The following is a 16,065-nucleotide window of genomic DNA, read 5'->3' on the forward strand; positions in this document are numbered from 1 at the left end:
TCAGCACGTAGCGTTTTTAAAGAGGCAGCTGCATGAACAAAGAGATCTTGCTGGTAGCCGAGGCGGTTTCCAACGAGAAAGGCGTTGACCGGGATATTATTTTCCAGGCAATTGAGGTGGCCCTCGCGACTGCCACTAAGAAGCGCTACGACGAAGACTCCACCATTGAGGTGATCATCGATCGCCGCACCGGTGACTACGAAACTTTCCGCAGCTGGGAAGTGGTCGACGACGATACCCTCGCCGAGTTGGGCACCCAGTTCACCCTGGAGGAAGCCCACGAGAAAGACACCGAACTGAAAGCCGGCGATGTGTTCCGCGAGCAGGTAGAAAATGTCGAGTTCGGCCGTATCGCCGCGCAGACTGCCAAGCAGGTGATCGTACAGAAGGTACGTGAAGCCGAGCGCGCCAAGATCGTCGACGAGTATCGCGATCGCGTAGGTGAGCTGGTGAGCGGAACCGTAAAAAAGGTCACCCGCGACTTTATCGCCGTGGACCTGGGCAACAACGCCGAAGCGCGTTTGCCTCGCGACCAACTGGTTGGCCGGGAAATTTTCCGCCTTAACGACCGCGTCCGCGCCATCCTGCTGGAAATTGAGCCGGAAGCCCGCGGGCCGCAATTGAAATTGAGCCGCTCCTGCCCGCAAATGCTGATCGAGCTGTTCCGCATCGAAGTTCCGGAAATCTCCGAGCAGGTGATCGAGATCAAGGGCGCTGCCCGCGACCCGGGTCTGCGCGCCAAGATTGCGGTCAACACCAATGACGGCCGTATCGATCCGGTCGGCGCCTGTGTTGGTATGCGCGGTGCGCGAGTTCAGGCGGTTTCCAATGAGCTGTCCGGTGAGCGTGTGGATATCGTGCTGTGGGACGACAACCCCGCCCAGTTCGTAATCAACGCGATGGCGCCGGCGGAAATCGAGTCCATCGTGGTCGACGAAGATGCGGGCTCCATGGACGTGGCGGTTGCCGAAGAAAACCTGGCCATGGCCATTGGCCGCAGCGGTCAGAACGTACGTCTCGCTTCTGAGTTGACCCAGTGGCAGATCAACGTGATGAGCGTTGACGAGTGGCAGGCCAAGCAGGAAGCAGAGTCCGGCAGCATCATGGAAACCTTCATGGTGCGCCTGGATATCGACGAAGACGTCGCTGGCGTGCTGGTGGAAGAAGGCTTCACCACCCTCGAAGAAGTGGCCTATGTGCCCATCGAGGAAATGCTGGGCATCGAAGGCTTCGACGAAGAAATCGCCGAAGAGCTGCGTGCCCGCGCCAAAGACGCTCTGCTGACTCAGGCGCTGGCGTCTGAAGAAGAGCTGGATGCGTCCGAGCCCCAGGAAGACCTGCTGAATATGGAAGGCATGGATCGTCAACTGGCGTTCCAGCTGGCCAGCCGCGGTGTTTCTTCCATGGAAGATCTGGCGGAGCAGGCGGTTGACGACCTGCTGGATATCGAAGGCATGGACCAGGAACGTGCCGCTGCATTGATCATGAAAGCGCGCGAGCCGTGGTTCGCCGACGACAGTGACCAAGAGGCTTAATGCCAGGGCGCCGGGCAAGAGCCCGGCCCTGCGCGTGGCGGATAACGCCCGCGCCCACCAATTGCCTGCCGTGCAGGCCAAGGGTGGAGCGGTAAAATGAACTGATACCGCTCCGCTGCAAAGAGACTTTTTAGGAGAAAGAATGGCCGAAGTAACAGTTAGCGAACTCGCCAAATCGGTTGGTGCCACCGAAGAGCGTCTGCTCAAGCAGATGCAGGAGGCGGGTTTGCCCCACACTTCAGCAGATGCAAATGTATCTGCGGAAGAAAAGCAGGTCCTGCTCAATTTCCTGAAAAGCAGCCACGGCAGCAGCAAAGGGGAAGAGGACGCCGCTCCTCGCAAAATCACCCTCAAGCGCAAAACCACCACGACCTTGAAAACCGGCTCTGGCACAGGCCGCAAGACCGTGAATGTGGAAGTGCGCAAGAAGCGCACCTACGTTAAGCGCGCCGAAGCAGAAGGCGAGCAGGCGGAAGCCGAAATCGACACTTCCGCACTGCAGAAGGCGGAAGAAGAGCTTGCAGCGGCAGAAAAAGCCGCCGCCGATCGCGCCCGCGCCGAGCAGGAAGCGGCAGAAGCCGAAGCCAAGGCCCGCGCCGAAGCGGAAGCCAAGGCCCAGCAGGAAGCGGAAGCTGCTGCCCAGGCAGAAGCGGAAGCCAAAGCGGCAGCAGCTGAAGAGGCCGCCACCAAGGAAGCCGCAGAAGCCAAGCCGGCGAAAGAGGCCAAACCAGAACAAAAGGCGAAGCCTGAGTCCAAACCTGCGCCTAAGGCCGCGCCGAAGCCTGCGCCAGCACCAGTTCGCTCCAGCTATGTAGACGACATCGAAGCCATGCGTATCGCCGCCATGGAGCGCCGCAAGAAAGAAGCGGAACGCGAAGCGGCTGAGCTGGAAGAGAAGAAAGCGCGCGTAGAAGCCGAGCGCAAGCGTGTAGAAGAAGAGCAGAAAGAACGCGCGGAAAAAGCCAAGCAAAAAACGACCACAGAGGATTCTGCGGCCAAGCCGTCTCTGCGCCGTAAACAGGAAGCGGTGGTTGTCGATCGCGATGACGATGAGCCGCGCAAGAAACGTAGCCGTCGCGGCAAGTCTGGCCCGAAGAAATCCAGCAAGACTTCCCTGTACGATGCCGCGCTGGAAGCCTTCGAAACGGAAGACGAGAAACGCAGCACCCGCTCTCTTTCTCGTCCTACGCTGAAAGTGAAGAACACACACGGCTTCAAGAAGCCGACAGGAAAGCAAGTGTACGAAGTGCAACTGGGCGAGACGATCACTGTCGGCGATCTTGCCAAGCAGTTGAATGTGAAGGCCGGCGAGCTGATCAAGCGCCTGATGAAAATGGGCGAGATGGTCACCATCAACCAGAGCCTGGATCGCGATACCGCGACCCTGCTGGTCGAAGAGCTGGGCCACACCGTGGTACTGCGCTCCGAGAACGAGTTGGAAGAAAAACTGGTTGCGATGACTGCCGATATCGAGGGTGAAGAAGTTTCCCGCGCGCCGGTGGTAACCGTTATGGGCCACGTTGACCACGGTAAAACCTCCCTGCTGGACTATATCCGCGAGACCAAAGTGGCCTCCGGTGAGGCCGGCGGTATTACCCAGCACATCGGTGCCTACCGCGTTAAAACCAGCCAGGGCGAGATCGCCTTCCTGGATACTCCGGGACACGCCGCGTTTACCGCCATGCGTGCCCGCGGTGCCCAGGCGACCGACGTGGTTATTCTGGTAGTGGCAGCGGACGACGGCGTAATGCCGCAGACCGAAGAAGCCATTGCGCACTCCAAGGCCGCAGGCGTGCCGATGGTTGTTGCCATCAACAAGTGCGACAAAGAATCCGCTGATCCGGATCGTGTGAAGAACGAACTGGCGGCGAAAGACGTTATCCCGGAAGACTGGGGCGGCGACACTCAGTTCATCGAAGTGTCTGCGCATACCGGTCAGGGCATCGACGACCTGCTGGAAGCGGTTTCCCTGCAGTCTGAAATGCTCGAGCTGAAAGCCAAAGTCGGCGTGCCGGCGAACGGTGTTGTGATCGAAGCGCGCCTGGAAAAAGGCCGCGGTGTGGTTGCCACCCTGCTGGTACAGAGCGGCGAACTGAAGCGTGGCGATATCGTACTGGCGGGCCAGAGCTACGGCCGTGTACGTGCCATGACCAACGAGCTGGGCAAATCTGTGACCGAAGCCGGCCCGTCCACTCCGGTGGAGCTGCTGGGTCTGGACTCTACGCCGAATGCCGGTGACGAGTTCATGGTAGTTGCCGACGAGCGCAAGGCCCGTGAAGTGGCGGAGCAGCGAGCGGACAAAGAGCGTATCGAACGCATGCAGCGTCAGCAGGCGGCCAAGCTGGAAAACATGTTTGCCAACATGGAAGCCGGGGAGAAGAAGGTTCTGCCGGTGATTGTGAAGGCGGACGTACGCGGTTCCCTGGAAGCCATCCAGGCAGCCCTCGCCGAGATCGGCAACGAAGAAGTATCCGTCAACGTGGTTTCCAGCGGTGTGGGTGGTATCGCCGAGAACGATATCAACCTGGCCCTGACCTCCGGCGCCATCGTGATCGGTTTCAACACCCGTGCCGATGTGGCCGCGCGCAAGCTGGCGGAAACCGAGAGCGTTGAAATCCGTTACTACAGCGTGATCTACAACCTGCTGGACGAAGTGAAGCAGGCCCTGTCTGGCATGCTGGACCCGGAAGAGCGCGAAGAAATCGTCGGTATCGCCGAAGTGCGCGACGTATTCCGCTCGCCGAAGTTGGGCGCTATTGCCGGCTGTATGGTCACCGAGGGTACCGTCTACCGCAACAAGCCGATCCGTGTACTGCGTGACAACGTGGTGATCTACGAAGGCGAACTGGAATCCCTGCGTCGCTTCAAAGACGACGTACAGGAAGTCCGCAACGGTATGGAGTGTGGTATCGGCGTTAAAGACTACAATGACGTCAAGCCGGGCGATCAGATCGAGGTCTTCGATATCGTCAAGGTAGCTCGCGAGCTGTAATTGACCGTCACCCTGACGAATATAGATCGTCACCCCGGCGAATATAAACCGTCACTCCGGCGAATATAAATCGTCACCCCGGCGCAGGCCGGGGTCCAGGGAACCCGCCACGGGGTCTAGCCGACCACCTGGGTATTCTGGATTCCGGCCTGCGCCGGAATGACGAGATACCGCCATTCTGAATAGGTAAAAAATGGCCAAAGAATTCCACCGTGCTGACCGGGTAGCCGACGCCATGCGTCGCGAGCTGGCCCGTCTGATCCAGCACGAAGTGCGCGACCCGCGGGTTGGCATGGTCAATGTCAACGACGTGGAAGTGAGCCGAGACCTCGCCACTGCCAAGGTTTTTGTAACCCTGGTGGGCGAGGACGACCGCAGCAAGATTGATATCTCCATGGAAGCGCTGAACAAGGCCGCGGGTTTCCTGCGTACCCAGCTCGCCAAAGAGATTCAGATGCGCTCCATCCCCCGCCTGCATTTCCGTTACGACGAAACCTCCGTACGCGGTCAGCACCTGTCTGCCCTGATCGACAAGGCGGTGAAGTCGGACCAGTCCAAATCAGGCGATGATGACGACAGTAGCGACGCCAGCGAGAAAGACAACGACTGATGGGCCGCCGACCAAAATGGGGCCGGCAGATTGATGGTGTGCTGTTGCTGAACAAGCCCGCCGGTATTTCTGCCAATGACGCCTTGCAACGAGCCAAACGCCTGTTCTTCGCTAACCGCGCCGGCCACACCGGCGCGCTGGACCCGCTGGCGACCGGTGTGCTGCCGATCTGTTTTGGCGAGGCGACCAAATTCTCCCAGTACCTTTTGGATGCGGACAAGCGCTACCGCAGCACCTTCTGTTTCGGCATGACCACCGAAACCGGCGATGCGGACGGCGACGTGGTTGCGACCAGCGATGCTTCCGGTATTACGGAAGAGCAGGTGCGCGATGCCATGGCCGAATTTCGCGGAACCATCAGCCAGATTCCCTCCATGTATTCTGCCCTCAAGCACAATGGCCAGCCCCTATACAAGCTGGCGCGCCAGGGTATCGAGGTGGAGCGGGAGCCGCGCCAGGTCGAGATTTTTTCCTACGAGCTGCTGAATTTCATCCCCGCCGACCAGTCCCCGGACAAACTGCCGCGGGCGGTGATCGAGGTGCACTGCTCCAAGGGCACTTATGTGCGCAGTCTGGCGGAAGACCTTGGCAAGGCGCTTGGCGTGGGTGCATTCGTCGAGAAGTTGCACCGCATCGCCGCCGGTCCCTACCACGAAGACGACTCGGTCACGCTGGACACACTGACCGAAGAGCGCGGAGAAGGGCGCGCGGAAGAGCTGGATCACCACCTGCTTCCGGCGGATTCTCCCGCCTCCGGCCTGCCCAAAATGATCCTTTCTGACGACACGGGTTACTATCTGCGTCAGGGTCAGCCGGTAATGGATCTGCAGGTCTATCGCTTGGGCGACGAAGGTGATATGGTGCGCCTCTTCCTGGAAAGTGGTGAATTTCTAGGCGTTGGAGAGATTACTGATGACGGGCGGGTCGCACCCCGTCGGTTGGTGAAGTAGCACTCCTGAACATCGTCATACCGGCGCAGACCGGTATCCAGTGGATTCCGGATCAAGTCCAGAATGACGGTAGGAAGGTACTGTGAGCGGGTAACCCGCAATCGCAACTAGCTGGTCTGTAAACATGCACGGGCCAGCCGAATTTTCAAAGCATGTTACGAACGAGGTAATTCGTTATGGCACTGTCTGCAAACGAAAAAGCAGCCATCCTGAAAGAGCACGGCCAAGCTGAAGGCGACACCGGTTCTCCGGAAGTCCAGGTAGCCCTGCTGACTGCCAACATCAACAAGCTTCAGGGTCACTTTGCTTCCCACAAGCAAGACCATCACTCCCGTCGTGGTCTGATCCGCATGGTAAACCAGCGTCGTAAGCTGCTGGACTACCTGAAGCGCAAGGATCTGAACCGTTACGCTCAGCTGATCGCCAAGCTCGGCCTGCGTCGCTAAGACCCTGAGAATGCCCGCCTTCTGGCGGGCATTCTTCTTTATAGAATTCGAATTTTCAGGGGTGCTATGTTTGCCTCTGGAATGTTGGGCTCTAAATTGGGCCCGGCAAATTCGTCTGTCTCTTATTGTGTTATTGAAGGCAGGCGAACAACTGTAGGGGCTGTTGGAATGGGCCAGCAGCCGTAAGGAAACAGGAAAGATACTAGTGAATCCAGTAATCAAAACCTTCCAGTACGGAAAAGACCAGGTCACCATCGAGACCGGACGCGTCGCACGCCAGGCCACTGGCTCAGCGCTGGTCACCATCGGTGAAACCGTTGTGTTGTGTACCGTTGTCGGCGCCAAAGAAGCCAAGCCAGACCAGAGCTTCTTCCCGCTGTCCGTACACTATGTAGAAAAGGCCTACGCGGCCGGCAAAATTCCCGGTGGCTTCTTTAAGCGTGAAGGCCGCCCGTCCGAGAAAGAAACTCTGACCTCCCGTCTGATCGACCGTCCGATCCGCCCGCTGTTCCCGAACGGCTTTATGAACGAAGTACAGGTAATGATCACCGTACTATCTGCGGAAAAAGACGTAGATCCGGATATCGCCGGCATGATCGGCACCTCCGCGGCACTGTCCGTATCTGGTATTCCTTTCGCTGGCCCGATTGGCGCCGCGCGTGTGGGTTACACCGAGAAAGATGGCTACATCCTGAACCCGGGTTACGCGGCTCTGAAAGAGTCCGAACTGGACATGGTTGTGGCTGGTACCAAAGACGCGGTTCTGATGGTGGAATCCGAAGCAGCAGAACTGCCGGAAGACATCATGCTGGGCGCGGTACTGTTCGCCCACCAGGAAATGCAGGCCGTTGTTAAAGTTTGCGCCGAGCTGAAAGCCGAAGCCGGCAAGCCCACCTGGGACTGGCAGGCAGAAGCGGTCAACGAAGATCTGAAATCCGCGCTGGAAGCGCAGTTCGGTGAGAAAGTGGCAGAAGCCTACAAAATCACCGACAAGCAACAGCGTACCGCCCGACTGGGTGAGCTGCGCAACGAAGCGGCCGAAGCCCTGTCTTCTGACGAGCTGGATGCCGGCACCGTAAAAAGCTACTTCGGCAAGCTCGAGAAGAAAACCGTACGCGGCGCCGTGGTGCGCGGTGAGCCCCGTATCGACGGTCGCGACACCAAAACCGTACGCCCGATCTCCGTAGAAGTCGGCGTACTGCCGAAAGGTCACGGTTCTGCGCTGTTCACCCGTGGTGAAACCCAGGCACTGGTGGTTTCCACTCTGGGTGCTACCCGCGATGCGCAGATCATCGACGCCCTGGAAGGCGAGCGTAAAGACTACTTTATGCTGCACTACAACTTCCCTCCCTACTCCGTAGGTGAAGCGGGCCGTGTAGGCGCTACCGGCCGTCGCGAAATCGGCCACGGCCGTCTGGCCCGCCGCGGTATCGCTGCAGTACTGCCGAACCCGGAAGAATTCCCCTACACCCTGCGTGTGGTTTCCGAGATCACCGAATCCAACGGTTCCAGCTCCATGGCTTCCGTGTGTGGTTCCAGCCTGGCACTGATGGACGCGGGTGTACCGCTGAAAGCGCCGGTTGCCGGTATCGCCATGGGCCTGGTGAAGGAAGACGAAGGCTTCGCGGTTCTGACCGATATCCTGGGTGATGAAGACCACCTGGGCGACATGGACTTCAAGGTAGCCGGTACCGCTTCTGGTGTCACTGCACTGCAGATGGACATCAAGATCGAAGGCATCACCGAAGAGATCATGGAAACTGCCCTGGAGCAGGCCCTGCATGCGCGCCTGCATATCCTGGCGGAAATGAACAAGGTGATCGGCGCTTCTCGTGACGTGGTCAACGAAAATGCCCCGCGCTACGCCACCCTGAAGATCCATCCGGACAAGATCCGCGACGTGATCGGTAAAGGCGGCGCTACCATCCGCTCCATCACCGAAGAAACCGGTGCTTCCATCGATATCGAAGACGACGGCAGCATCAAGGTATTCGGCGAAGACGGTGAGAGCCTGGAAGCGGCAGTTACCCGCATCGAGGAAATCACCGCGGAAGCGGAGATCGGCGCCATCTACGAAGGTAAAGTTGTACGTATCGTCGACTTCGGCGCATTCGTAAACTTCCTGCCGGGCAAAGACGGTCTGGTGCATATCTCCCAGATCGCCGAAGAGCGCGTCAATGCGGTCACCGACTACCTGAGCGAAGGCCAGATGGTCAAAGTGAAGGTGCTGGACGTGGACCAGCGCGGCCGCATCAAGCTGTCCATTAAGGAAGCCAAAGCCGAAGAAGCCGAGCAGGCGGATGAGGCCACTGGCGAGGAGTAATTCCTCCCGGTTTGGCACGCTTGCTTGCAAGCGACGGAAAACGGTGGCTATATGCCACCGTTTTTTCATTCGGGCCATCCTTGGCCCTCACCCTTCGGGCAGCCTTCGGCTGTGCAAAACGGCTTTCCTGCCGTTTTGTTTGAATGAACTTTATAAGCAGGGATTCCGGGGGAAGTTCAGTGGAAGTGTTATTGATTTACCTGTTGGTGGGGATGGGCGCAGGTACTATCGCGGGTTTGTTCGGTGTGGGCGGAGGCCTGATTATCGTGCCCGCTTTGGTCCTGGTATTTACCGCACAGGGCATCGCGCCGGAAATTCTTACCCATATGGCCGTAGGTACTTCGCTGGCCACCATCATCATTACCTCCATCAGCTCGGTGCGTACCCATCACGGCAAGCGTGCAGTCGACTGGAAGATCGTTGCCGCCATGGCGCCGGGTATTCTGCTTGGATCCTGGATAGGCGGTGTGACCGCAGACTGGCTGAGCGGGGCCTGGTTACAGCTGCTGATCGGACTGTTTGCCGTTGGTATCGCGCTCAAAATGTGGCTCGATGGCCTGCGCAAGGGATCGCTGCCGAGCAACGGCGAAAAGGTGCCGGGGAGGGTGGGCTTGTCGATTGCCGGCGGCTTTATCGGCTGGGTTTCCGCCATCTTCGGGATTGGTGGGGGCTCACTAACGGTACCCTTCCTGTCCCGCTGTCATGTGGTCATGCAGCGCGCGGTGGCGACGTCGGCAGCCTGTGGTTTGCCGATTGCCATTGCCGGCGCGCTCAGTTTTGCCGTGCAGGGCTGGAGTAACCCGCAGTTACCGGAGTGGAGTAGCGGTTATATTTACTGGCCTGCGTTCCTGGGTATTGTTCTGGCCAGCACCTGGTTTGCCCGCTTCGGTGCCCTGCTGGCCCATAAACTGTCGCCTCAATTGCTGAAGAACTGCTTTGCCGGGTTGCTGTTTATAATTGGTGCGCGGTTTATCTGGCTGAACTATGCGGTAGTTGCCAGCTGATTTATTCGACTGGCTAATTAATAAAAAGGCCGCTGTGGTTTCCCGCAGCGGCCTTTTTATTTCGGGCTAAGCCGAGAATCAAACAGTCTTCGCAGGTGCCTCGGCCGGCTCAACCGCTTCGATATGATCCTCACCCTGGCCTTCCCAGGATTTGGACTTCAGGCTGATCAGCGCGATTACCGCACCGATGCCAATGCTGAAGATCGCAATCTGCAGGTACAGATTCGGCAGCTCGGATACATTGTTTGGATCGAAGTTACCCGCCAGCAGACCGGCAATGATGTTGCCGATGGAGTAGGTGAGTACGAACACACCCATCATCTGACCGGCAAAACGACGCGGGGACAGTTTGCTCACCGCACTCAGGGCAACCGGGCTCAGGCACAGTTCACCCACGGTGTGCAGGAAGTAAGTGGTTACCAGCCACATCGGGGCTACTTTCAGGCCCGCAGCGGCTTGCTGGGCAGCAAAGAACATCACGATAAAGCCGGTAGCCATGATGATCAGGCCAATGGCGCACTTCATACCGTAGGACGGCGAGATCATGCGCTTGCCCAGGTTGATCCACAGAGCGGCGAAGAATGGCGACAGAATGATGATGAACATCGGGTTCACATTCTGGAACCAGGAAGCCGGGATCTCGAAGGAACCGAGCATGCGATCGGTGAAATCGCGACCAAACAGGTTCAGGGAGGAGCCCGCCTGTTCAAAGCCGGACCAGAAGCAGGCAGAAGCCACACACACCAGGAACAGGGCCCACATGCGCTTCTTCTCTGCCTGGGTCAGCTTGCCGCCAAAGTAGATGTAGGCGTAGTAGGCAAAGAAAATCAGGGTGAAGGCAACGGCAACGTACTTGGCCACGGCAACCGGATCAAACGCGATCACACCGCTCATGGTCAGCGCGGTGATCACCACCACGGCACCTACGATTGCCCAGATGGTGCTCCAGGCTTTTTTCTCGCCGGCTGGTGTCATCGGGTGTTCCGGCTTCAGGCTGGCGTTACCCAGGTTGCCAATGGTCTTGCGGTACTGGACCAGACCGATTGCCATACCAACGGCTGCGGCGCCAAAGCCCCAGTGCCAGCCCACTTTCTCGCCAAAGTAACCACAGATCATGTAGCCCAGCACGGAACCAATATTGATACCCATGTAGTAAAGGGCGTAACCGCTGTCGCGACGCACATCGTCGTCGGAATAGAGGTGGCCAACCAGTGCACTAATATTGGGTTTGAGCAGGCCGGTACCGGTAGCAACCAGGATCAGGCCGATAAAGAAGGTGTGTTCGCTGGGGATGGCGAGCACGATATGGCCGCACATGATGATGATGCCGCCGTACCAGACGGTACGCTGGCCGCCGAGCAGACGGTCGGCAATCCAGCCCCCTGGGAGACCCAGGAAGTACACCGCACCGGTGTAGAGGCCGTAGATGGCCGTGGCAGCAGCCACGGTGAAGGCGAGGCCTTCCTGCTGCAGGCTGGCGGTCATGAACAGGACCAGCAGGGCCCGCATGCCGTAGTAACTCATCCGCTCCCACATCTCGGTAAAGAACAGGGTGGAGAGCCCTTTGGGATGGCCAAAGAAGCCATCGCTGTTTTGTTGTGGCTGTGACGACATATCAGTTGTTCCGATTGTTATAGCTTTAGCTCGTTATAGCTTTAATTGAGACCTTCCCGAGTGTAACAGCGGTCCCGGAAACTGGCGAATGGTTACAGGTGAAACAGGAAATGAACCTGCGAAAGGTATTCCTACGCGACAAGAATTGTGGAAAATCAGGGATTCAGAACACGTTATGGGGAGAATAACCATGAAAACCCCGGAAAATTCTGGACTGCCAGAAATCAAACGGTCACAACCTGCTAACCCCGGGCGCTTCCAGCCCAGGCGGATCGCCGCCTGCAGCGCAATCGTTGCTGTGTTACTGGCCGGCTGTGCCGCAAATCCTTCGGATATGTCTGAGCCTGTCGATGTGGGCTGGCTGCTCTCGGGACAGGCGCTGTTTGAGCAGCCCCTGTCACAGGTTGAGCTGCCGGAAGACGATATTCTCGGTCTATCCCCTGAAATGCGAGCGTACCTCGCCCGGGTAGCGCCGGATGCGAGCCCCCAGCAGCGTTTGCGAGCATTGCTGAATGGATTCGAGAGTCGAGACTTCACTGTTCGCTATCAGGCGGATCAGACGTTGACCGCCGGTGAGACCTACCGCCAGCAGGTGGGCAACTGCATGGCCTTTACGGTGATGATGGTTTCCATGGCGAGGGAGCTGGGCGCGGATGCCTACTTCAATCAGGTCGAAGTCCCTCCGGTGTGGGGCCATGAGGAGTCGCAGACCTTTGTGGTGTACCGCCATATCAATATGGTGAGCGAGACTCCCCGCGGCCGCCGCGTGGTGGATTTCAATCTCGAGGCCTATGACCCCATCTACGACCAGCGGAAACTGTCGGATAACGAAGCTTTTGCACAGTACTACAGCAATCGCGGCCTGGAGCTGATGCAGCAGGAGCAAATGATCGATGCGTTCCGCTATTTGCGTAAGGCGCTGGACCTGAGGCCAGGAGACGCGGACCTGTGGGCAAACCTCGGAGCTCTATATAGTCGCAATCGGGAGTTTGCTGCCGCAGAACAGAGCTACCTGCATGCATTGCAGCTGAAAAGCAGCCATACCATTGCCATGAGTAATCTGGAACGCTTGTATCGCAAGCAGAGTAAGTTCGACCTGGCCGATCACTATGCCGAAAAGGCCCGCTTCCACCGCGAACGCAACCCCTACTACCTGTATTATCAGGCGCGCAACGCGTATGAGCATGGTGATTATAAAAGCGCAAAGAAGCAGTTAAAGCGTGCTATCTGGCAATACGAGGATGATCACCGGTTTCATTTTTTGATGGGGTTGACCAGTTTCAAATTGGGCGAAGTGGACAGCTCGAAAGAGTATTTTTCTGAGGCATTCTCGCTGGCGGATAATCCGGGAACCCAACGTGCGTACAACAGGAAACTAAATTATTTGCTAAGTAGCCACGGTAAATAAAAAAGGGGGATGCCATTGGCATCCCCCTTTTTTGTTGACTGAACGTCTACAACGTCAAGTCCACAACTTAGAACTGGTAAGAAGCACCAGCCCAGAAGTAGCGGCCCTGGAAGTCGTAGAAGCTGTTCCAGTCGCTGCCGGAGGTAGTGTGCGGATCCTTGTCGGATACGTTATCAATACCAGCGGACAGGCGAGTGCCTTCGTTGATGTCCCAGCCTGCACGCAGGTTCAGGTAAGTGATGGACTTAACCGGCAGGTAGGGGCTTTCACCGTCGTCGAAGTACTGCATTTCAGCACCCAGATCCCAGTCGTTGCCGTACCAGGTCGCGCTGGCCAGGCCGCGCCATTTCACGTACAGACCACCGGTGGTACCAACGTATTCCAGGTAGTCAGACTCGGTGCCGGACTGCTCGTTGAATTCGTTGTACTCCAGCAGGCGGGAAGCCTGTGCACGCAGGCCCAGACGGCCAGCGTCGAAGTGCAGGTTTTGAACGATGTCGACGTCAACACCACGGGTGTCGATCTGACCGATGTTCATCTTCGCACCTTCCAGGGATACGATTTGGTCGCCCGCGCCGCGGGTTACGAAGGAACAAGCGCTCGCAACACCGTCACGGAAGCAATCATCCAGGATGCGCTGCAGATCCGGAGAGGTGATCGCGTCTTCGATGCTGATGTCGTAGTAGTCCAGAGTAATAGACAGGTCGTCTACGAAGCTCGGGGTCCAAACGATACCGGCAGTGAAAGTTTCCGCTTCTTCCGGGGTCAGCTCTTCGTTACCGCCAATGTTGGTCGGTACCTGGTTGCCGGACTGAGTGAAGCCTGCGCCAACCATGCCACAGTTTCCACCCTGGCCGTCTTTGTTTGCTTCGCTGGTGTCGCACGGGTCGATCAGGTACTCGTAGCTCTGAGCGGAGCCACTGAACAACTCGTAGATACCCGGTGCACGGAAAGAAGTGGAGTAGCTGGTACGGAAACGCACATCTTCAACCGGTGCGTAAACCAGGCCAACTTTACCAGTGCTCTGGCCACCGAAGGTGCTGAAGTCAGAGTAGCGAACCGCTACGTCTGCAGTCAGCTCTTCTGCGAAGCGCGCGCCTTGCAGGATCGGCAGATTGAATTCTGCAAACACCTCGGTTACGTCGTACTCACCGCCGGTAGCGTCTTGCTGGTTACCGAAAGTGTCGCCACTTTGAGTTTGTACAGACGGGTTAAACTCACCGGACTCTTCACGGTATTCAACGCCCGCTGCAAAGCCCAGAGCGCCGCCCTGGAATTCAATAGCGTTGATGTCGCCAGACAGAGATGCGCCAACGTTCAGCAGCTCATAAGAGTTGTCTTCGTAATCGTCGTAGCGGAAGTAGTCCATGATTTCGGGGCTCATACCGCCAGCGAAATCGTAGTCCAGGCCAGCTTCACCGCTGAAGATTTCTTCCAACTTGGTTTTGTTGTAAGAGTTCAGGATGACGTTTTCGCCTTCGTTCTTGCCGTAGCTTACGAAGGAGTCCCAGCTCCAGCCGTTGGAGAAGTCACCGTTCAGGCCGGTAGCCAGACGGTAGGTGTCGGTGGTCTGCTCGTAAGAGCGGGTACCGCCAGATACCGGGCGAATACGGAAATCGGAGAAGCCGTCAACCCAGTCGGTGCCGTGAGAGGCTTCCGGTGCAGTTGGCTCCAGTCCTTCCGGGCTGCCCTGGGCTTCCCACTCAGCTTTAGCAGCTTCATAGGCAGCCACTTCGATCTGGTAAGCGTTATCGGCTGCTTGCCATGCTTCGTCCAGCTGAGACTTGATGGCCTCAGGCAGGTGAGTTTCCGGATCCAGGTCAAATCCGTTACCCGCATACAGAGGCTGTGCAGCCAGCTGCTGGTTGCTGGTTTTGGTAGTGAAGCTCGCTTCACCCCACAGCTCTACGCTGTCGGTAATGGAGAATTTACCGGACGCGGTAGCGGAAGTACGCTCCATGGCGCCAGACAGCCACATGTGCTGGCCGATGTCGTAACCAGCGTAGTCGTCCAGAGTCACGCCATCTTCACCGATGCTGAAGCTGCCGTAGTTGGTGAAGATATTACCGTTCGGACCCATGGAGCTGGTCAGGCCAGCCCAGTCGCGATCGTTGTAGGTGATTTCGTCGCGCTGTGCGTGGCTGATGTTGGCAATGAAGCTGCCGCGCTCGCCTTCGCTGCCGAAGGTGATGGACAGGTCGCCGTTCTCACCGCCACCGTGCTTGGTCGCACCAGCGCGTGCATTGATGCGAACGCCGTCGAAGGAGTCCTTCATGACCACGTTGATCACACCGGCAACCGCGTCAGCACCGTATACGGCAGAAGCACCGTCGGTCAGCACTTCGATACGGTCGATCATATCAACCGGGATGTTGTTCATATCTACCGCTGAGCTAACGCCGGAAGCGGAAGAGACGAAACGACGGCCATTTACCAGTACCAGGGTGCGGGCAGAGCCGAGGTTGCGCAGATCAACGAATGCCAGACCCTGGCCGCCGTTGTTGTCGTTTGCATTGATACCGGTGGTACCCATGGACGGCAGCTGGTTCAGCAGCTCGTCGATGGTGCCAACGCCGGAGCGGCTGATCGCTTCGGAATCAACGATAGTAATCGGGCCGGTAGTAGACAGCGGATCACGTGCAATACGGGAACCGGTAACGATGACTTCTTCAACAGCTGGACCAGGCACGTTTTCCTGAGCGGAAACACCGGTAGCGGCGATGGTGCCGAGTGCTGCAATAGCGATACTCAACTTGGTCTTGATCATAAATGCATCCTTTATGTATTTAGAGGCACTTTTATTGGTTTGTTGTAATTCGAGTGCGCGCTGACTTTAAAGGATGAAATAGATTTGTGGAACTAACCTGACATAAGGGTATCAGATGCCTATCGTGGATTCTGCGTCTTTATTGATCACGCTGGATAAATGGTGAACGTTAAGAAGTGTTGGCGTCCTGATAATTTGAAATTATTTATTAGAATTTATTAAATTTCAGTTAAATTTAGGACATGCATAACTATCGATCGGGTTGTCAGGGTTGTTTAATTTTTGCGCGATCGAAGGGGGTTGGTTAAAAATTGAGTGGTGATGGGACTTTTCATTCGTTCGCAGAGGTATATTTCTTTAAATCAATTTGGCTCGATAATTAATTCTGCGAAAGTAAATTTATTCAGTGGGTGTCA

The 16,065-nt window shown here is 57.2% G+C and carries 10 protein-coding genes; 8 read left to right on the forward strand and 2 right to left on the reverse strand.

What is annotated here, in order from left to right:
* Positions 1–32 precede the first annotated feature (32 nt).
* From nusA to ACXAG1_RS06615, 7 genes are all read left to right on the forward strand, one after another.
* Positions 33–1,535 (forward strand): transcription termination factor NusA, encoded by a 1,503-nt coding sequence (gene nusA, locus ACXAG1_RS06585; protein ID WP_475119288.1) that lies wholly within the window; start codon positions 33–35, stop codon positions 1,533–1,535.
* 142 nt (positions 1,536–1,677) lie between these two features.
* Positions 1,678–4,527, forward strand: coding sequence for a translation initiation factor IF-2 (gene infB, locus ACXAG1_RS06590; protein WP_475119289.1), 2,850 nt, complete (start codon positions 1,678–1,680; stop codon positions 4,525–4,527).
* A gap of 193 nt (positions 4,528–4,720) precedes the next feature.
* Positions 4,721–5,137, forward strand: coding sequence for a 30S ribosome-binding factor RbfA (gene rbfA / locus ACXAG1_RS06595; RefSeq protein WP_475092069.1), 417 nt, complete (start codon positions 4,721–4,723; stop codon positions 5,135–5,137).
* Positions 5,137–6,087 (forward strand): tRNA pseudouridine(55) synthase TruB, encoded by a 951-nt coding sequence (gene truB / locus ACXAG1_RS06600; RefSeq protein ID WP_475092070.1) that lies wholly within the window; start codon positions 5,137–5,139, stop codon positions 6,085–6,087. Before rbfA ends, truB begins: the two co-directional genes overlap by 1 nt.
* Before the next feature lie 176 nt (positions 6,088–6,263).
* Positions 6,264–6,533, forward strand: a complete 270-nt coding sequence (gene rpsO / locus ACXAG1_RS06605; RefSeq protein ID WP_043318965.1) for a 30S ribosomal protein S15 — start codon at positions 6,264–6,266, stop codon at positions 6,531–6,533.
* A 205-nt stretch (positions 6,534–6,738) separates the two neighbouring features.
* Positions 6,739–8,856, forward strand: a complete 2,118-nt coding sequence (gene pnp / locus ACXAG1_RS06610; RefSeq protein ID WP_475092071.1) for a polyribonucleotide nucleotidyltransferase — start codon at positions 6,739–6,741, stop codon at positions 8,854–8,856.
* Positions 8,857–9,035: 179 nt separating this feature from the next.
* On the forward strand, positions 9,036–9,860 hold the full coding sequence (locus tag ACXAG1_RS06615) for a sulfite exporter TauE/SafE family protein (RefSeq protein WP_475092072.1): 825 nt from the start codon (positions 9,036–9,038) through the stop codon (positions 9,858–9,860).
* 78 nt (positions 9,861–9,938) lie between these two features.
* On the opposite strand, the gene ACXAG1_RS06620 is transcribed toward ACXAG1_RS06615, so the two are convergent.
* Positions 9,939–11,474 carry a peptide MFS transporter gene (locus ACXAG1_RS06620; RefSeq protein ID WP_475092073.1) on the reverse strand — a complete coding sequence of 512 codons (1,536 nt, stop codon included), beginning with the start codon at positions 11,472–11,474 and terminating at the stop codon, positions 9,939–9,941.
* Positions 11,475–11,808: 334 nt separating this feature from the next.
* On the opposite strand from ACXAG1_RS06620, the gene ACXAG1_RS06625 reads away from it, so the two are divergent.
* A complete protein-coding gene (locus ACXAG1_RS06625; RefSeq protein ID WP_475119290.1) occupies positions 11,809–12,882 on the forward strand; it encodes a tetratricopeptide repeat protein in 1,074 nt (357 codons plus the stop codon).
* Between the two features lie 67 nt (positions 12,883–12,949).
* On the opposite strand, the gene ACXAG1_RS06630 is transcribed toward ACXAG1_RS06625, so the two are convergent.
* Positions 12,950–15,649 (reverse strand): TonB-dependent receptor plug domain-containing protein, encoded by a 2,700-nt coding sequence (locus tag ACXAG1_RS06630; RefSeq protein WP_475119291.1) that lies wholly within the window; start codon positions 15,647–15,649, stop codon positions 12,950–12,952.
* Between the last annotated feature and the right edge of the window lie 416 nt (positions 15,650–16,065).

Source organism: Microbulbifer sp. ABE4_465, from assembly GCF_056160765.1.